Source organism: Pseudoalteromonas sp. SS15, assembly GCF_049257195.1.
GTDB lineage: Bacteria > Pseudomonadota > Gammaproteobacteria > Enterobacterales > Alteromonadaceae > Pseudoalteromonas.
Genome location: NZ_JBMMUD010000001.1, coordinates 114,225 through 133,810, shown reverse-complemented (window position 1 = coordinate 133,810; position 19,586 = coordinate 114,225). Strand labels below are relative to the sequence as shown.

Below are 19,586 nucleotides of genomic sequence, written 5' to 3'. Positions count from 1 at the left end.
CCTGTCAGTACATTAAAAATCTATGCTATAAGAGATTGTTTTAACTTACCATTAATGACGGCTTGTTCAAGAATGTTTTGAACTTCATTAAACACTTGTTCAGCGTTTAATGTTGTCGTATCAATTACAATGGCATCTTCAGCAGGCACTAGCGGCGCTACCTTACGATTCATATCTCTGTCATCTCTCGCTTGAATATCAGCAAGAAGACCACTTAGTGTAACATTTAACCCACGACCATTCAACTCGTCGAAACGACGTTGAGCACGCTCTTCTGCGCTTGCTGTAAGGTAAATCTTAACTTCTGCATTTGGAAATACAACTGTGCCCATATCACGACCATCTGCAATTAAACCTGCTTCGGTTCTAAATGCACGCTGGCGACGCAACAAAGCTTCACGAACTCGTGGTAACGCAGCAACTTTTGATGCAGCAGCGCCCACTTCTTCATTTCGGATCGTTAAACTAACGTCTTCGCCTTCTAAAATCACTTTACATGATTTAGTTTCACGGTCGATTGGAAATTGCACATCAAGATTAGCAGCAAGAGGCACTAATGCTTCTTCGTTGTCTAATTCTATGTGGTGATGAATTGCAGCAAGCGCTAAAACGCGGTAAATCGCCCCACTATCTAACACTTCCCAATTCAATTTTTCAGCTAATAAACGACAAACAGTTCCTTTACCTGAACCACTTGGACCGTCAACGGTGATAACTGGCATTGCAGCCTGCATTTAAACCTCCTGAAATGCTCACCAAAAAATTCCGCGGCATTATACATCATGTTTTATGAATAGATCCTGTTTTAGCTGTAACTTTTTGTTAAATAATATAATTGAGGTACAGGGCTATAATGTTATAACCCTGCTTTTTCAAGATCTTGGGAGATTAATGAGTGCTCAATGATGCAAGTACATCGAAGTATGTTGGGAAGGTTTTCGCCGTACATTTTGGATCATTAATGATCACTTCTTGGCCGCCCACTGCGACCATTGAAAAACACATGGCGATTCTATGATCATCATAAGTATCAATATCAACTAAGTTCAATGTTTCAGGTGGTGTAACTTCAATAAAGTCATTACCTTCAACAACTTCAGCACCTAATTTTTTTAATTCAGTTGCCATAGCATGTAGTCGATCTGTTTCTTTTACACGCCAATTGTATATATCTCTAATAGCCGTTTTACCTTTGGCAAACAGTGCCACTGTCGCTAAAGTCATAGCAGCATCAGGAATTGCATTGGCATTGATATCAACGCCCTTTAATTCGCCTTTGCGAACGACCAGTTTTTCATCATACCAATCGATCTTCGCGCCAACTTGCTCCATGACTGTTGCAAAACCAATATCTCCCTGCACACTTGCCTTGCCGACGCCATTAATTTCTATTTCACCACCATTGATGGCTGCAGCAGCAATAAAGTAAGACGCAGATGAGGCATCCCCTTCTACCATAATGCTCTTTGGTGACTGATAGCCTTGACCTGCTTTAACAACAAAATGCTGGTAATTGTCATTTTCTACATGCACACCAAATTTTGCCATCACACCTATTGTAATATCGATATAGGGTTTTGAAACTAGTTCACCTTTTATAGAGATATTTAAATCTCCACCGAATAAAGGGGCAGCCATTAAAATCGCTGTCAAAAACTGACTTGAAATACTGCCATCAATTCCTACATGTCCGCCTGCTAGCTTTTTACCAAGGATTTTTAATGGTGGATAATCTTTATTTTTAAGGTAAGTAATATCTGCATCAATAGAATCTAATGCATCAACTAAATGACCTATCGGGCGCTCCTCCATTCTAGGCTCGCCAATGAGCTCATAATTGCCTTCAATAGCGGCTAAAACAGCTGTCAGAGGACGATATGCAGTACCAGCATTACCTAAAAATAGCGGTTCATCTGGCGTTTTAAATTTGCCTGAAACACCATGCACTGTTGCAATGGTCTTGTCTTCGTTAAGTTCAACTTTAACACCTAACTGTCCAAGTGCTTTTAGCATGTGTCTTATGTCATCGCTATCAAGCAAGTTAGTGACTTGCGTCACACCATCAGCAAGTGCTGCAAGGAGCAAAATTCGGTTTGAAAGGCTTTTTGAGCCAGGTAAGGTTACTGAACCGCTTACCTTTTTAATTGGCTTTAAGGTAAGTTGTTCCATTAACTATTTTCCTGTGCAAATTTATCCATAAACGCGACTAGAGCTTCAATACCTTCTACTGGCATTGCGTTATAAATACTTGCACGCATACCGCCAACAAACCTATGTCCTTCAAGAGCTAACAATCCTGCGTTTTCAGCTTCAGCTAAGAACTTATCATTTAAAGCATCATCTTTTAACCAGAATGGGACATTCATCAATGAGCGACAGTGTGTAGCAACTTTATTAGAATAGAAGTCTGAGCTGTCAATATAGTCATATAGGATCGCTGCTTTTTTCTTATTATGCGCTTCCATTGCTTTAACACCACCGATTGACTCTAGGTATTGAAATACTTCATTTGCTAAATACCAAGCAAAAGTTGGCGGCGTGTTATACATACTGCCTTGTTTAGCTTCAATCGCATAGTCAAGTATAGCTGGACGTGGTAAGCCTTCTCGCTTTAACAAGGTTTTACGCACGATAACAATACATAAACCTGAAGGGCCGATATTTTTCTGAGCACCAGCATAAATTAAATCAAAATCATCTACATTGATTTCACGTGACAAGATCATTGAAGACATATCTGCCACGATCGGTGCATCGTGCTTTGGTACATCGTATATCTCAATACCGTCGATTGTTTCGTTAGGACAATAATGAATAAACGATGCTTTCTCTGGCAAGTTCCACTGTGCAACTGGCTGAATATCGAATTGACCATCTACATCAGTGCGAATATTAATGCCTTCTACTTCAGTAAATTTTGCACCTTCTGTCGTCGCGCCACTAGACCAAATACCATTCTCAACATAAACACCAGGAGCATCATCTAGGTGAAGATTTAAAGGCACAGCAGCAAATTGTCCACGACCACCGCCATGCATAAATAAAACTTCAAATTCATCTGAAATATTCATTAAACGACGAAGGCTTGCTTCGCACTCTTTTACCATTTCTAGGTAAGGCTGAGCTCTGTGGCTCACTTCCATGACAGATACACCTAGGTTCTGCCAATTTAAAAATTCTTGTTGTGCTTTTTTCATTACTTCTGGTGGCAACATTGCCGGACCAGCACAAAAGTTATATACCGTCATTTCCTCATTCCTAAACTGTATATTTGTGAACACATTGAGTTATCGTTATAAATAACTTCACGCTTTTTAGAGTTAAAAAAAGCGGCCGAAGCCGCTTTTTAAGATTTATTCACTCGGAGTATCTTCGCTACTCTCTTGTGTACCTTCTGGGTTATCTTGCACTACTGCTTCAGAACCGTCTTCAGGTAATTCATCAACTTCGATTTCCTCGATACGTTGTAAACCAACTACTTGTTCTTCGTCAATAGTTCTTATCAAAATAACACCTTGTGTGTTACGACCTACTGTAGAAACTTCGTTAACACGGGTACGCACAAGCGTGCCGCGGTTTGAGATAATCATGATTTCATGGTTATCTTCAACTTGCACCGCACCGACTACGTTACCGTTACGCTCCGATACCTTAATTGATACAACACCTTGTGTTGCACGGCTCTTCGCTGGGTAGTCTTCTAGTGGTGTACGTTTACCATAACCATTTTCAGTAACGGTCAAGATTGCACCGTCATTCTTAGGCACGATCAATGATACAACTTTAACACCGTCAGGCATCTTAATACCGCGAACACCGGTTGCTGTACGGCCCATAGGACGTAAGGCCAGCATTTCTTCGCCAGTTTCAGGGTCAATTTTAACTTCACCTGTTTCTGAATCACGAAGCTTTTCGTTGAATCGAACTACTTTACCGTGATCAGTGAATAGCATGATATCGTTGCTACCATCTGTGATGTCAGCGCCGATCAAGTTATCACCTTCGTTAAGGTTGATTGCAATAATACCGCTTGCGCGTTGACGGCTATACGCTGTTAAAGGTGTCTTCTTAACAGTACCGTTTGCCGTTGCCATCAATACATACTTGTCATCTTCATATTCACGAACTGGTAAAATGGTCGTGATACGCTCATCCGCTTCTAACGGTAACAAGTTAACGATTGGCTTACCGCGTGCTTGACGAGAAGCTAGAGGTAATTGATACACTTTCAACCAGTACATTCTACCAGCTGTTGAGAAACACAAAATGGTGTCATGTGTATTTGCAACTAACAAACGTTCGATGAAGTCTTCATCTTTCATCTTAGTAGCTGCTTTGCCTTTACCACCACGACGCTGCGCTTCGTAATCAGATAATGGTTGATACTTTACATAGCCTTCGTGAGAAAGTGTCACAACAACATCTTCTTCATTAATCAGATCTTCAAGGCTAATATCGTGGGCAGCAGCACTGATCTCAGTACGACGCTCATCACCATATTGCTCTTTGATTTCAACAAGCTCATCACGGATAACTTCCATTAATCTATCTGGTGAAGAAAGGATATAAAGCAGTTCAGCAATTAGGTCTAATAACTCCTGATATTCACCAAGGATCTTCTCGTGTTCAAGGCCTGTTAGCTTGTGTAAGCGTAAATCAAGAATAGCTTGTGCTTGTTGTTCAGATAAATAGTACTGACCATCGCGAATACCTAGCTCAGCAGCTAACCAATCAGGACGTGCAACATTGTCTTCACCAGCCTTTTCAAGCATGGCTTTAACTGTACCCAACTCCCAAGGACGAGCAACAAGCGCTTGTTTCGCTTCAGAAGGCGTTGGAGACTTACGAATTAACTCAATAATGGGGTCGATATTCGCAAGTGCAATTGCTAAACCTTCAAGTGTATGCGCTCTATCACGGGCTTTACGTAAATCGAATACCGTACGACGAGTAACAACTTCACGACGGTGGATAATAAACGCATCAAGCATTTCTTTTAGGTTGAAACACTTAGGTTGGTTATTATCTAGCGCAACCATATTCATACCGAATACAGTTTGCATTTGTGTTTGTGCGTAAAGGTTATTTAATAGAACTTCACCCACTTCACCACGCTTAACCTCAATAACGATACGCATACCGTCTTTGTCAGATTCGTCACGAAGTGCACTAATGCCTTCGATTTTCTTATCTTTTACAAGCTCAGCGATTTTTTCGATTAAACGCGCTTTGTTAACTTGATATGGAATTTCATGGACGATAATAGTCTCACGACCTGTTTTTTCATCCACTTCAATTTCAGCACGCGCACGAATGTAAATCTTACCACGACCCGTTTTGTATGCTTGTTCGATGCCCTTCTTACCGTTAATGATCGCGGCAGTTGGGAAATCTGGACCTGGGATATATTCGATTAACTCTTCAATCGTTAAATCAGGGTTTTGAATAAGCGCTAAACAGCCATTGATCACCTCAGTTAAGTTATGAGGTGGAATGTTTGTTGCCATACCTACAGCAATACCTGAAGAACCATTCACTAGTAAGTTAGGTACTTTAGTTGGTAATACATCAGGGATTTGCTCTGTACCATCATAGTTTGGTACATAGTCAACGGTTTCTTTTTCAAGATCGGCAAGCAGTTCATGCGACATTTTCGCCATACGCACTTCGGTATAACGCATCGCAGCTGCTGAGTCACCGTCAACAGAACCGAAGTTACCTTGACCGTCAACCAGCATATAACGTAGAGAGAAAGGCTGAGCCATACGAACAATCGTGTCGTATACAGCACTGTCACCATGTGGGTGGTATTTACCGATAACATCACCGACAACACGAGCCGACTTCTTATAAGGCTTATTCCAGTCGTTACGAAGCTCATTCATGGCAAATAATACACGACGGTGAACAGGCTTTAGACCGTCACGTACGTCTGGTAATGCACGACCTACGATTACACTCATCGCGTAATCTAGGTATGAATTTTTTAACTCGTCTTCGATATTGACCGGGAGGATTTCATTGGCGAGATCAGTCATTGATTGCACTTTCCTTCAGAGTCTATCTCTATTAGCACTATCAAGTGCCCTAGAGATTAAGTTATTATTAATATCAACGCCCATGCTAACACAGATTTATTATTATTACAGGCGCAAAATCCGTGTGATTTTGAAATAATCCAATTTAAATGCGCTCAGATTCACGAGGAAGTTTTTTATGACCGAGCATCAGAATGTAGATCCACAAGAAATTGCGAAATTTGAGAGCATCGCAGAAAGATGGTGGGATACAGAAGGAGAATTTAAACCCCTTCATGATATTAATCCGTTACGTCTCGATTTTATTAATGACAAATCTAATGGTTTATTTAATAAACAAGTTGTCGATATCGGCTGTGGTGGCGGTATTTTAACTGAAAGCATGGCGAAACTTGGAGCCAAAGCGACCGGTATAGACTTAGGCCAAGAGCCACTCAATGTTGCCAAACTGCACGCTTTAGAAGTGGGTGTAAAAGTTGACTATATAAAAGTACCCGCAGAAGAATTTGCCGCAAACAATACTGAGAAATTTGATGTAGTAACATGCATGGAAATGCTTGAGCACGTCCCAGATCCTGAATCTATTATTCAAGCTGCTGCACAAATGGCAAAGCCTGGCGCAAGTGTGTTCTTTTCAACGTTAAACAAAACCATTAAAGCGTATTTGCTTGCTATCGTCGGTGCTGAAAAAATTCTAAAAATGGTACCTGAGGGTACACATGAGCACGATAAGTTTATTCGCCCTTCTGTTTTAATCGGCTGGGCTGAAAAAGCAGGTCTTAAAGTTCGCGCCAGTGCGGGGATCAATTACAACCCAATCAATAAAACATTCACCTTGACTGATGATGTCAGTGTGAATTACTTACTACATTTCGAGAAACTTGATTAATGAAGGCTGTCATATTCGATTTAGATGGCACCCTACTCGACACCACTGACGACTTGGGGGCAGCTTTAAACCACGTTCTTGAAATAAATGGCCTTGCTGCTGTATCTCGAGAAGTATATAGCCCTGCTATTTCTGACGGCGTAAAAGCACTTTTAGAAGTTGGCTTTGGTAGTAGGCTCGCTGAATTTGATTTAGCTCGCTTAAGACAAGATGTACTTGATCGTTATGAAGCCAATATTGCAGTGCATACTAGTTGCTTTGACGGTGTACCAGAATTAATTCAGTCTTTGCATGATGATGATATAAAAGTCGCTATCATGACAAATAAGCCCACATTCCTGACTTTACCTCTTGTTGGACAAATTTCAGCACTTAAAGAAATTGAAGTTATTGTTTGTGGAGACACATTAGATGAAGCTAAGCCTTCACCTAAACCATTATTATATGCAGCGGAACAATTAGGCACTAGCTCATCCGAATGCCTTTATGTCGGTGATGCACAACGAGATATTCAAGCAGCAAAAGCGGCTGGTATGACTTCTGCCTGTGCGTTATGGGGATACATCCCTAGTCTTGAAGACGCCTACAGTTGGCAAGCAGATCTAAATTTAACTAACCCACTTTTAGTACTAGACCATATCTAGTGCTCATATTTACGCCAGAACACTATATCTAGTGTTTTGGCTCTTTCATCGCCACAAGCTGCTCATTAAGAAAACACTCTAAAAATTTTTTTATTTTCTTTAAAAATCGCATCATTTTTATTGATTTCCTGCTGAGGTTACTTGCGTCAAACCTCAAAAGGTTAATAGTTACTAACACTTTTTATTTATCCCAAACTTATCCACATTTGTGCATTTACCTTGCTATTGCAAATTAAATTGAACCCCACTATCTTGTGATCCCAATCAGAAGAACCACCATATATAGTGGTCAAAACCTGAGCTATTTTTCGCCAATTATTTTTTAAATATTCAATCCGAAGGATTACAGGCACAGCTATGAACCAACAGTTATCTGTCAGTAAAAGAAACGGCCGCAAAGAGCCGCTCGATCTCGATAAAATTCACCGCGTCATTACTTGGGCTGCAGAAGGCCTAGATAATGTTTCAGTTTCTCAGGTTGAATTAAAGTCACACATTCAATTTTATGATGGGATCCGTACTGAAGATATTCATGAAACTATCATTAAAGCTGCTGCCGATTTGATCGATAAAGACTCTCCAGATTACCAGTACCTTGCTGCGCGTTTAGCTATTTTCCACTTACGCAAAAAAGCATATGGCCAGTTTGAGCCGCCACGTTTATACGATCACATTACAAAGCTGGTTGAACAAAAGCGTTATGATCAACACCTTCTTATCGATTACACCGAGCAAGAAATTGACGAGCTTGATAACTACTTAGATCATAGCCGCGACTTAAACTTTAGCTATGCAGCTGTGAAACAGTTAGAAGGTAAGTACCTTGTACAAAACCGTGTAACTGGCGAAATCTATGAGAGCGCTCAGTTTTTATACATTCTTGTTGCTGCAAGTTTATTCTCTGATTACCCTAAAGAAACTCGTCTTGATTACATCAAACGTTTCTATGATGCGGTTTCTTTATTCAAGATTTCATTACCTACACCTATCATGGCTGGTGTTCGTACACCAACACGTCAATTCAGCTCTTGTGTATTAATTGAAACGGGTGATAGCTTAGACTCAATCAATGCGACTTCATCAGCTATCGTTAAATACGTTAGCCAACGTGCTGGTATCGGTATTAATGCGGGTCGTATTCGCGCGTTAGGCAGCCCAATTCGTAACGGTGAAGCTTACCACACAGGTTGTATTCCATTTTATAAGCATTTCCAAACGGCTGTTAAAAGTTGTTCCCAAGGTGGTGTGCGCGGTGGTGCAGCGACCTTATTCTACCCGCTTTGGCATTTAGAAGTAGAAAACCTACTGGTACTTAAAAACAACCGTGGCGTTGAAGAAAACCGTGTTCGTCACCTAGATTACGGTGTGCAGTTCAACAAAACGATGTACGCTCGCCTTATCAAAGACGACTACATCACACTATTCAGCCCGTCTGATGTGCCAGGTCTTTATGATGCATTCTTTGAAGATCAAGAAGAGTTCGAGCGTTTATATACGCAGTACGAGCAAGATGAGTCTATTCGTAAAAAGCGCATTAAAGCGATTGAATTATTCTCTATGTTTGCGCAAGAGCGTGCGAGTACAGGCCGCGTTTACTTACAAAACGTTGACCACTGTAATACACATAGTCCGTTTGATTCAAAAGTTGCACCTATTCGTCAGTCTAACTTATGTCTTGAAATTGCGTTGCCGACAAAGCCGCTTTCACATATTAATGACCCAGAAGGTGAAATCGCGCTGTGTACGCTATCAGCATTTAACCTTGGCGCAATCGAATCTCTAGATGAACTTGAAGAGTTAGCCGAGCTTGCCGTTCGTGCACTGGATAATCTATTAGATTTCCAAGACTACCCTGTTCCTGCTGCTCACACTGCAACTATGGGTCGTCGTACGCTAGGTATTGGTGTAATTAACTATGCTTATTATCTTGCGAAAAATGGCGTAAAATACTCTGATGGCAGTGCAAATAACCTAACACACCGCACATTTGAAGCGATTCAATACTATCTAATGAAAGCTTCAAATGAACTAGCGAAAGAGCGTGGTGCATGTCCTAAGTTCAATGAGACAACGTATTCAAAAGGTATTATGCCGATTGATACATACAAGCGTGACCTAGATAACATTTGTAGCGAAGAACTTCGTCTTGATTGGGATGCGCTACGCGCAAGCATTCAAGAGCACGGTATGCGTAACTCGACAGTATCTGCTCTGATGCCATCAGAGACCTCTTCACAGATCTCAAATGCGACAAATGGTATTGAGCCACCTCGTGGCCATATCAGTGTTAAGGCAAGTAAAGATGGTATCTTGAAGCAGGTAGTGCCTGAGTATGAAAAGCTAAAAGATCAATATGAGCTACTTTGGGACATCCCATCGAATGACGGTTACCTTGGTCTTGTTGGTATTATGCAGAAGTTTATAGACCAAACTATCTCTGCAAACACAAATTATGATCCAAGCCGCTTTGAAGGTGGTAAAGTACCAATGAAGTTGCTTCTTAAAGACCTGCTTACTGCTTATAAGTTGGGTGTTAAGACACTTTATTATCACAATACACGTGATGGTGCGTCAGACTCTCAAGACGAATTAAAACCAGAAATTGAAGATGATGGCTGCGAAGGCGGCGCGTGTAAAATTTAATTAAGACGTGAGTAAGCAGTGTGCTTACTCATTTTTTTGCGTTATCGAGTATTATTAAATATGTCTTATTCTACATTTAGCAGAAATCATAACGACCAGTTAAAAGAACCAATGTTTTTTGGTCAAACTGTAAACGTGTCACGTTATGACCAGCAGAAATACCCTATTTTTGAAAAGTTAATTGAAAAGCAGCTTTCGTTTTTCTGGCGTCCAGAAGAAGTTGATGTGTCTAAAGACCGCTTAGATTTCCAAGCGTTGCCTGAACATGAAAAGCACATTTTCTTAAGCAACTTGAAATATCAAACATTGCTTGATAGTGTTCAAGGCCGTTCGCCAAACGTTGCATTATTACCTATCGTTTCAATCCCTGAGCTTGAAACTTGGATTGAAACTTGGGCGTTCAGTGAAACAATTCACAGCCGTTCATATACACATATTATTCGTAACGTCACGCAGTCACCTGAAGTTATCTTTGACGACATCGTAAGCAACGATAAAATCAATGAGCGTGCTGACGCGGTTACTAAGTATTATGACGAATTAATCGAAAAGGTTTCTATTTATAACCTTTACGGTGAAGGCAAGCATGTCATTAATGGCGAAGAAGTTCGAATTAACTTATTTGAACTTAAGAAACTGCTTTATCTTTGCATCATGTCTGTAAACATTTTAGAAGCTATCCGCTTCTATGTCAGCTTCGCTTGTTCATTTGCTTTTGCAGAGCGTGAACTGATGGAAGGTAACGCAAAAATCATCAAGCTTATCGCCCGTGACGAAGCCCTTCACCTTTCTGGTACTCAGCATATTCTAAATATTATGCAAGAAGGTAAAGACGATCCTGAGATGTCTATTGTTGCTGCGCAATGTGAAGCCGAAGCAATTCGTATGTTCGAAGAAGCTGCACAGCAAGAGAAAGAATGGGCTGAATATCTGTTTAAAGACGGTTCCATGATTGGTTTAAACAAAGACATTCTTTGCCAATATGTTGAATACATTACGAACACTCGTATGTCAGCTGTTGGTTTAAAGCCTATCTTTGAAACGAAGAGTAACCCAATCCCTTGGATCAATGCCTGGTTAGTATCAGACAACGTTCAAGTTGCTCCGCAAGAAGCTGAGATCAGCTCTTACCTAGTCGGCCAAATCGACTCTCAGGTCGATGCATCTGACTTCGGTGATTTCGATTTATAATGAACTCGAAACCTAGTTCCAAAATATCTATTGAAGAACATTCTGAGCCGCTTACATTTGCGGCTCAGTGCCCTTCCATACTTGATGCACTCGAAAAAGCAAATATCGAAGTCACTTATCAATGTAGAGAAGGCTTTTGTGGTGCATGTAGAGCCAAACTTAACTCAGGTGAAGTGATTTACAACCAAGAGCCGTTAGCATTTGTAAGAGATGGTGAAGTATTAATGTGTTGCTCTAAACCTTTAACTGATATTTCAATCACATTACTCTAGTTTTAAAAAAGTTGTTTTACTTCTGTTTGGTAGTAACCTGACTTATCACTCACACTCATCGAATTCTGTTCAATTAGAATATTCCAGTGCATACTATTGGTTAGGTTTGTTTTTAGTTCTTCTATGAAGCTTGCTTTAAGGGTGAAAATACTAATATTGTGATGCTGTATTAAGTGTGGTGATACTTCTTCGTACCAGCCCTCACCGTCGATAGTTAAAATCAAAAGTTTATCGTAAAGTTTACATAGCCTGTTGATTTCGCTTATGTCTAACTCTGATACATATAATGCTATAACAATCTCTTGCTCATCGTTTTCACACCAAACATCCGGATACGATTTATCTGACTTTTGATTCAAAAAAGTACGTTGGTTATAGGAAAGTGCACAAAACCCTAATATCCTAAGTAGAAAGTGCTCTAGAGTTTCTCTTTTTGCAACAGCAGTTGTAAACACTTCAATATGATTTGCATGGTGAAAAAGATCCGCCACTTTTAACCTTGCTTTAAATACAAAAGGTTTGCTCATCAGATGCTCCTATCCCTAATAAACAAACTTTAGGTCAAAAATGCGATAATTCAACAAAGCTACAGTATAACATTCGTTGATCGCAGGCACAGTGTTGTTATACCATAACCATAACTGAGAACACTTATGAAGTACTAAGATGAAAAAACACTCTATACTTGCGACTGCAATTCTAACAGCTCTTTCTGCAGGCAATGCATATGCCGCTCAAATCACTGGTAAAGTGATTGACTCAAACAAACAACCTATATCTGGTGCAAAGGTCCACCTTCATGGTAAAAAGCAATCTGTTATTACTGATAGGTTTGGCAAATTTAGCATCAACACTGATTCTGATAGTCAGCTACACATCACTAAAAACAACTACATCGACCAGCGAATTGATATCAAAGCAGATCAAGGTAACGTACTAGTGTCTTTAGAGCCTAGTTCAGTTGAAAGTATCGTTGTCTATGCCTCTGCCCTTCATAAAAACAATTTAGAAATGGCATCACCTGTTTCAGTTTTATCTGGCGATGAATTGAAAAAGCAAGCTAAGCCAACTCTAGGCGAAACACTTAAAGGTCAGCCTGGTATTAATGCGAGCTACTTCGGGCCAGTATCTTCTAGCCCAATTATTCGTGGCTTAGATGGTCCAAGAGTAAAAATCACGCAAAATGGCTTAGATAGTAGCGACGCTTCTCGTATTGGTCCTGACCATGCGACTAGTAACGAAAGTTTATCAGCAGAACAAATAGAGGTATTACGTGGCCCAGCAACCCTACTTTATGGCTCTGGTGCAATAGGTGGAGTTGTAAACGTTGTAGATAACCGTATTCCCACAGACATCATTGAGTCGTCAACGGGTGCTGTTGGATATAGCTTCGATACTGTGTCTAAAACGAATACTTATGCTGCATTATTCGAAACAGGTAATGATGGATTCAATTTCCATTTTGACGGTGTGGTAAGAAACGGTAAAGATTATGACACACCTGAATATCCTTCTTATGAAGAACATAGTGATCATGATGAACACGAAGCCCATGAAGAGCACGGTGAACATGAAGCACACGAAGAGCATGAAGAGCACGATGAACAGGAAGCACTACTAAAATCTGTACCAAATACATTCATCGACTCTCAACAGGTTAATTTTGGTACCAGCTATGTCAATGACCATCTGACTTTAGGATTTTCATTTGGCAGAATTGATACAGATTATGGTATTCCAGCTCATAGCCATGCTCATCATGACCACGAACACGAAGAACACGAGCACGAAGAACACGAGCATGAAGGCCATGAAGAAGATGAACATGAATCTCATGAAGACGAAGGTCATAATGAAGAAAGTGTTTTTGCACGGGTAAAACAAGACCGTTGGCAAGCACTTTTAAATTACGCACTTCACAACGATTACATTGAAAATATTAATGTGAAAGCAGGTTTTACAGATTATCAACACAGTGAAATTGAAGGCGGCGCTGTAGGCACAACTTTCAAAAATAAAACGTCTGAATTAAGAACCAGTGTTGAGCATAAACTTGCTGGTTGGCATGGCATTATTGGCTATCATTTCTCTGATAGTGATTATGAAGCTCAAGGTGCAGAGGCATTTACGCCTGCTACTGAAACAAGAAGTCATGCGCTTTATGTCTTAGAAGAAAAAAAGTTTGGTGACTTTACCCTTGAGCTTGGTGCTAGAATTGAAGATTACAAACTTTCTAGTGTTATCACTGAGGAAGCACACGAAGAGCATGATGAGCACGAGCACGAGCACGAGCACGAGCACGAAGAGCATGACGAAAAACGTTTACTTGCATATGAGTTAAACCAAACAAATATGAGCTACTCTATTGGTGGTGTATATGATTATGCTGAAGGACAAAACATAGCTGTTAACTTGTCACACTCTGAACGTTCACCTTTAACCGCCGAACTACTTTCTAACGGTACGCATATAGCAACAAGTACTTATGAGTTAGGGCTTGGTTATCATTTAGAAAATGGTGAAGCCCACTTCGAACCAGAAGATATTCAACAAGAAGTTTCTACGAACTTTGACATCAGCTTTAGAAAATTCACTGGTGATTTTGGTTACACACTGAACTTTTTCTATAACGATGTTGAAAACTATTATTATCAAGAAAATACTGGTTTAATTTACTCTTCTGAACATGGTATTGAAGAAGCTGACCATGAGCATGAAGGCGCGTTACCTGTATACCAATTCAATAGCCAAGATGCTGAGCTATATGGTTTTGAGTTAGATACGCACTATAAGCTAAACGATGAAAACACGATTAAACTATTTGCAGATTCAATCACAGCAAAACTAAAAGACTCAAGTTATTTACCTCGTATTCCGAGTAATAAAATTGGTGTTAAATACGAATACGCACTAGAGAATTTAGTTGCAGATGTAACTGTTACCCATTACGCAAGTCAAAATAAAATTACTGCCTACGAGAGTAAAACAGACGCTTATACGTTGGTTGATTTCAGCATGCAGTATGATTTTGATATCGCCGGTAATGATGTAATGGCTTATTTTAATATCGATAACTTAACAGATGAATTAGGCTTCGTACATACCTCTGTAATTAAAGAGCAAGCACCGCTTCCTGGCAGAAACTTTAAATTAGGTGTTAGAGCATTCTTCTAAATTTAAAGTAATCACACTAAAAAAAGGCCAATTTATTGGCCTTTTTTTATATTATTCCTTACAAAACATTGAATTAATATTATATTTCACTAGTCTTCATAATACTGAAATAAATTTAGGGAATGAAGATGAAGACTGTTAAAGCCAAGTTACTCAGCACAGTTTTTGGTGGATTAGCCTTAGTACTTCTCAGTGCAATGTTCGCGATTAACTCTGTTAAATATATTGCACAAGAATATGATGTTCTAATAGAAGAAGAGCTAAGTGCACAATTAAAAGTTAACCTCATCTTAAATACTTTCAAAACTCAGGTCCAAGAGTGGAAAAATATTCTTATTCGTGGTGAAAACCCTGAACAATTCGATAAATATTTAAAGCAATTTACAGAACAAGAAAAGGTTGTACAAAACCTAACTTCTGAGCTTATGGCTAAAGCCTATTTGCCAGAAGCTATCCGGTCACAACTTAATAAATTTAAAACTGAGCATAATAAGCTTGGCGAATTATATCGTATTGGTTTGTCTGATTTTGAAAATGCGAATTACAATACGCAAGCAGGTGACAAAGCCGTTAAAGGTATAGATAGAGCAGCTGCAACTCAGCTAAAAGAACTCAATCAATCCATAGATAAATATGTTGACAATGCAGTAAAAAGACTGCGTGATGAAAAAGAAACTGCGATCTTTGAAAGTACTGTAATCACCCTGGTTGTTTCATTTATTGTAATCGTGATCATGGCATTGTTAATTCAGCGATGGATCACTCGCCCTATAAAAATAGCGTCACAAGTTGCAACTGAAATATCTGACGGTAATTTAGAAAACAGCATCAACTCAACTAGTAAAGATGAGATTGGCGCTTTACTTACTTCCCTCGATAAGATGCAAACCAACATTCGTGAAGCCAATGAGCAATTGACCCAACAAATGCTCCAGCAAAAATTACAAGCAGAAGAAAGCGGCCGAATTAAACAAGCATTAGACAACGCCTCTTCCCCAGTTTTACTTTACAAAGAAAATAATGAAATTATTTATGCAAATTATGAAACAAACGCCCTATTCAATCGCTATCAAGGTTTAATCAACCCTCCTTCAACACTGATTGGGTCTAATATTATTCAGATATTGTCGAGTAACTATGAACAACATATTGAGCAAGCTAAAACTCAACAAGTTCAATTCGAAATGAATGTCGAGCATGTTTATCTCGATGTTACAGCGAGCCCTGTTTTAAATAATGCTAATGAAGTCATTGGTGTGGTCGTTGAACTCAATGATCTAACCGAACAGAGAAACACAGAAAATAAAGTTGACGACATTATTAATGCTGCAGTAGCAGGCCAATTAGACGCCAGGTTAGAGCTTCATAATCTAAACGGCTTCATGATGACACTGAGCCAAGGTATCAATCGCTTGCTTGATGCTATCGTTTCGCCCGTCCAGCAAACAGAAAAATATCTTACTGCTATTTCACGTGGTGAAATACCAAGTAAAATTGAAGGGAGCTATAGAGGCGACTTTTTAAAGATTAAACAATCTTTAGAACAAAGCGCTAAAGCGATTAACTTATTAATTTCTGACTCGACGTATTTAGTAGACTCAGCCTTAGCAGGCAAGCTTTCAAACCGTGCAGATAGCAACGCACATAATGGAGAATTTAAATCTATTATCACCGGTATCAATCAAACGCTTGATGCAATTATTAAACCTGTACAACTCACGTCTAATTATCTTGATAATATTGCCATTGGGCAATTACCCGAACTAGATAAAACACAATTCAAAGGTGATTTTGAAAAAATATTGAATAGCTTTGAAACCAGCGTGCATGCCATTGAGCAACTTTTATCTGATACCTCAATGCTAGCAAAAGCCGCTAATTTAGGTGAGCTATCAAAGCGCGCAAATAGTGAATTACATCAAGGAGCTTATAGAGATATAGTTTCTTCAATCAACGACACACTAGATGCTATCTCTACCCCATTACAGTCTTGTATCACCGTGATGAATGCCTTAGAGCAAGGCGATTTAACTAAAAAAATCAACGGTAACTACTCAGGTGACTTTGCAAGTCTCAAAGACTCAGTCAACAAAAGCATTGAAAATCTTGCCGGTATGGTCAGTGAAATTAATGAAACAGCAAATACCGTTGCAAACGCATCTGCGCAAATAAGTCAATCAACACAAGAGTTGAATTCGTCTACAGAATCGCAAGCGGCTTCTATTGAAGAAACGACCGTCTCTATGGGTGAAGTAACTGATAAAGTCACCAGTAATACCAAGCATGCACAAACCGCAAATGAACACGCACAAAATGCCGACCTACAAGCCATCGAAGGTGGTGAATTAGTTAATAATACAGTTATCGCAATGAAGGCCATTAGTGACAGTTCAAATGAGATTTCTAATATCATTGAAGTAATCAATGGTATTGCATTTCAAACTAATCTACTTGCGCTCAATGCCGCCGTTGAAGCCGCGAGAGCAGGTGAAAAAGGTCGAGGCTTTGCCGTGGTTGCCGCAGAAGTGCGTCAGTTAGCACAACGAAGCTCAGATGCTGCTAAAGAAATCTCTGGTTTGCTAAAAGACAGTGCCGACAAGGTTGAAAATGGTTTGATGCTTGCTGAGCAATCAGGTAATACCTTACGCGATATCGTAAGTAGTATTCAAACTCTGTCTAAACTTATGAATGACATTGCAGTATCAAGTAGTGAGCAGTCAAATGGCGTGTCACAAATCAATATTGCCATTAAACAAATCGACCAAAGTGTTCAACAAAACAACTCGCTTGTTGAGCAAACCAGTCATGCCGGTGCGTCTTTGGATAAACAAGCCTCACACTTAAAAGCTCTAGTCAGTCAATTTAATGTGTAATAGCAAATAAAAAAGCCGCGACCATTAGATGGAGCGCGGCTTTACAACCAGAAACTATTGTTGTTTTTATAATGCGTTTTCTAGTTCAGGCAACACATCAAATAAGTCGGCTACTAAACCATAGTCAGCGACTTGGAAAATTGGTGCATCTGGATCTTTGTTTATGGCAACAATGACTTTAGAGTCTTTCATACCTGCTAAGTGCTGAATTGCACCGCTGATACCAACTGCAATATATAAGTCAGGCGCAACAATCTTACCTGTTTGACCTACCTGCATGTCATTTGGTACGAAGCCTGCATCAACTGCGGCGCGAGATGCACCAATAGCTGCACCTAGCTTATCTGCGATGCCATTTAGTAGGGCAAAGTTTTCACCATTTTGCATACCGCGACCACCTGAAATCACGACAGGTGCAGCATTTAATTCTGGGCGTTCTGATTCAGTTTGCTCAACAGAAACAAACTCAGAAAGAATATTATCAGCACTACTTTCAACAGATGAAACTGCAACTGCAGACTGCTCACCTTGTGCATCAAATGCACTTGCTCGCACTGTAATAATCTTTTTATCTTCTGCTGACTTAACCGTTGCGATTGCGTTACCCGCATAAATTGGTCGCTTGAAAGTATCTGCATCAATAACATCAATGATTTCAGAAATCTGCGACTTATCTAGTAGTGCAGCAACGCGAGGTAAAGTGTTTTTACCTGTGGTTGAAGCACTCGCAAGAATATGTGAATAATCAGCAGCAAGCTCTACAACTAAGTCCGCTGTACTTTCTGCTAGCTGATGTTCAAAGACAGGCCTATCAGCAACAATTACTGATGTAACACCTGCGATTTTAGCAGCAGATTCAGCGACAGTTGCTACTGAATGGCCTGCAACTAACACTGTGATATTGTCTGAAATCTTTGCAGCTGCATTGATAACTTTAGCTGTTTCAGGTTTAAGAGCGCCCTGCTCGTGCTCTGCAATTACTAATACACTCATGAGATCACCTTAGCTTCAGTTTTTAATTTATTTACAAGCTCTGCTACATCTTCAACTATGATACCTGCTTCACGCTTAGCTGGCTCTTCAACTTTCAAAAGTTCAGTTCGAGGTGCTAAATCAACACCTAGGCTGTCAGCTGCAATTACGTCTAATGGCTTACGCTTTGCTTTCATAATGTTTGGTAGAGAAGCATAACGCGGTTCATTTAATCGTAAGTCTGTTGTAACAACTGCTGGAAGTGATAGCGACACAGTTTGTAAACCACCGTCCACTTCACGAGTAACTAATGCTTTACCACCTTCAACAACTACTTTTGAAGCGAATGTACCTTGGCTACGACCTGTTAATGCTGCAAGCATTTGACCAGTTTGGTTATTGTCAGAATCAATCGACTGCTTACCTAAAATAACTAATTCAGGTTGTTCTTGTTCTACAAGCTTACTTAGTAGCTTAGCAACGTGAATTGACTCAAGCTTTGCATCTGTATCAATTTGAATGGCTTTGTCAGCGCCTAGTGCTAGTGCGGTACGTAGCTGCTCTTGACAAGCTTTATCACCAATAGACACAGCAATCACTTCTGTCGCAATGCCCGCTTCTTTTAATCGGATGGCTTCTTCTACCGCAATCTCACAGAAAGGGTTCATCGCCATTTTTACATTCGTTAGATCAACATCACTGTTATCAGGCTTTACTCTTGCCTTGACGTTGTAGTCAATCACGCGTTTGATTGGCACAAGTACTTTCATAGTTACTCCATGATCTGGTTAATTCTTGAAGATGACGCTAACGTCAATACATTTATTTAATGCAATCAGCCTACTTCCTGTTGACGTAAACGTCAACCTAAAATAACCTTAGATTAACTT

At 39.8% G+C, this 19,586-nt stretch carries 14 protein-coding genes; 7 read left to right on the top strand and 7 right to left on the bottom strand.

Annotated features, from left to right (window positions below; genetic code table 11):
* Nucleotides 1-20: 20 nt before the first annotated feature.
* The 4 genes from cmk to gyrA all read right to left on the bottom strand — a co-directional run bounded on the left by cmk (nt 21) and on the right by gyrA (nt 6,038).
* Nucleotides 21-734, bottom strand: coding sequence for a (d)CMP kinase (gene cmk / locus AAEU28_RS00565; RefSeq protein WP_349287301.1), 714 nt, complete (start codon nt 732-734; stop codon nt 21-23).
* Between the two features lie 154 nt (nt 735-888).
* The gene (gene aroA / locus AAEU28_RS00560) at nt 889-2,169 is read right to left on the bottom strand and encodes a 3-phosphoshikimate 1-carboxyvinyltransferase (RefSeq protein ID WP_421962508.1); all 1,281 of its coding nucleotides are present in this window, start codon (nt 2,167-2,169) and stop codon (nt 889-891) included.
* Complete coding sequence (gene serC, locus AAEU28_RS00555; protein WP_421962507.1) at nt 2,169-3,248, bottom strand: 3-phosphoserine/phosphohydroxythreonine transaminase; 1,080 nt, start codon at nt 3,246-3,248, stop codon at nt 2,169-2,171. Before serC ends, aroA begins: the two co-directional genes overlap by 1 nt.
* Nucleotides 3,249-3,353: 105 nt before the next feature.
* Nucleotides 3,354-6,038 (bottom strand): DNA gyrase subunit A, encoded by a 2,685-nt coding sequence (gene gyrA, locus AAEU28_RS00550; RefSeq protein WP_421962506.1) that lies wholly within the window; start codon nt 6,036-6,038, stop codon nt 3,354-3,356.
* A 178-nt stretch (nt 6,039-6,216) separates the two neighbouring features.
* Between gyrA and ubiG the strand changes: the two genes are divergently transcribed.
* The 5 genes from ubiG to yfaE all read left to right on the top strand — a co-directional run bounded on the left by ubiG (nt 6,217) and on the right by yfaE (nt 11,677).
* Nucleotides 6,217-6,927 (top strand): bifunctional 2-polyprenyl-6-hydroxyphenol methylase/3-demethylubiquinol 3-O-methyltransferase UbiG, encoded by a 711-nt coding sequence (ubiG, locus tag AAEU28_RS00545; RefSeq protein ID WP_421962505.1) that lies wholly within the window; start codon nt 6,217-6,219, stop codon nt 6,925-6,927.
* The gene (locus tag AAEU28_RS00540) at nt 6,927-7,571 is read left to right on the top strand and encodes an HAD family hydrolase (protein ID WP_421962504.1); all 645 of its coding nucleotides are present in this window, start codon (nt 6,927-6,929) and stop codon (nt 7,569-7,571) included. The genes ubiG and AAEU28_RS00540 overlap by 1 nt, the downstream gene beginning before the upstream one ends.
* Nucleotides 7,572-7,928: 357 nt before the next feature.
* Nucleotides 7,929-10,214, top strand: coding sequence for a class 1a ribonucleoside-diphosphate reductase subunit alpha (nrdA, locus tag AAEU28_RS00535; protein ID WP_404389492.1), 2,286 nt, complete (start codon nt 7,929-7,931; stop codon nt 10,212-10,214).
* 60 nt (nt 10,215-10,274) lie between these two features.
* On the top strand, nt 10,275-11,405 hold the full coding sequence (gene nrdB, locus AAEU28_RS00530; protein ID WP_138482323.1) for a class Ia ribonucleoside-diphosphate reductase subunit beta: 1,131 nt from the start codon (nt 10,275-10,277) through the stop codon (nt 11,403-11,405).
* The gene (yfaE, locus tag AAEU28_RS00525; RefSeq protein WP_138482325.1) at nt 11,405-11,677 is read left to right on the top strand and encodes a class I ribonucleotide reductase maintenance protein YfaE; all 273 of its coding nucleotides are present in this window, start codon (nt 11,405-11,407) and stop codon (nt 11,675-11,677) included. The genes nrdB and yfaE overlap by 1 nt, the downstream gene beginning before the upstream one ends.
* A 2-nt stretch (nt 11,678-11,679) precedes the next feature.
* Here the strand turns inward: yfaE and AAEU28_RS00520 are convergent, their stop codons facing one another.
* A complete protein-coding gene (locus AAEU28_RS00520; protein ID WP_421962503.1) occupies nt 11,680-12,204 on the bottom strand; it encodes a YaeQ family protein in 525 nt (174 codons plus the stop codon).
* 139 nt (nt 12,205-12,343) lie between these two features.
* Between AAEU28_RS00520 and AAEU28_RS00515 the strand changes: the two genes are divergently transcribed.
* Nucleotides 12,344-14,851: a TonB-dependent receptor gene (locus tag AAEU28_RS00515; RefSeq protein ID WP_421962502.1), complete on the top strand. Its 2,508-nt coding sequence runs from the start codon at nt 12,344-12,346 to the stop codon at nt 14,849-14,851.
* Between the two features lie 128 nt (nt 14,852-14,979).
* Nucleotides 14,980-17,724, top strand: coding sequence for a methyl-accepting chemotaxis protein (locus AAEU28_RS00510; protein ID WP_421962501.1), 2,745 nt, complete (start codon nt 14,980-14,982; stop codon nt 17,722-17,724).
* 66 nt (nt 17,725-17,790) lie between these two features.
* Here the strand turns inward: AAEU28_RS00510 and AAEU28_RS00505 are convergent, their stop codons facing one another.
* Together AAEU28_RS00505 and AAEU28_RS00500 are read right to left on the bottom strand one after the other, a co-directional pair.
* Nucleotides 17,791-18,717, bottom strand: coding sequence for an electron transfer flavoprotein subunit alpha/FixB family protein (locus AAEU28_RS00505; RefSeq protein ID WP_421962500.1), 927 nt, complete (start codon nt 18,715-18,717; stop codon nt 17,791-17,793).
* Nucleotides 18,714-19,466, bottom strand: a complete 753-nt coding sequence (locus tag AAEU28_RS00500) for an electron transfer flavoprotein subunit beta/FixA family protein (RefSeq protein WP_138482334.1) — start codon at nt 19,464-19,466, stop codon at nt 18,714-18,716. The genes AAEU28_RS00505 and AAEU28_RS00500 overlap by 4 nt, the downstream gene beginning before the upstream one ends.
* Nucleotides 19,467-19,586 lie beyond the last annotated feature (120 nt).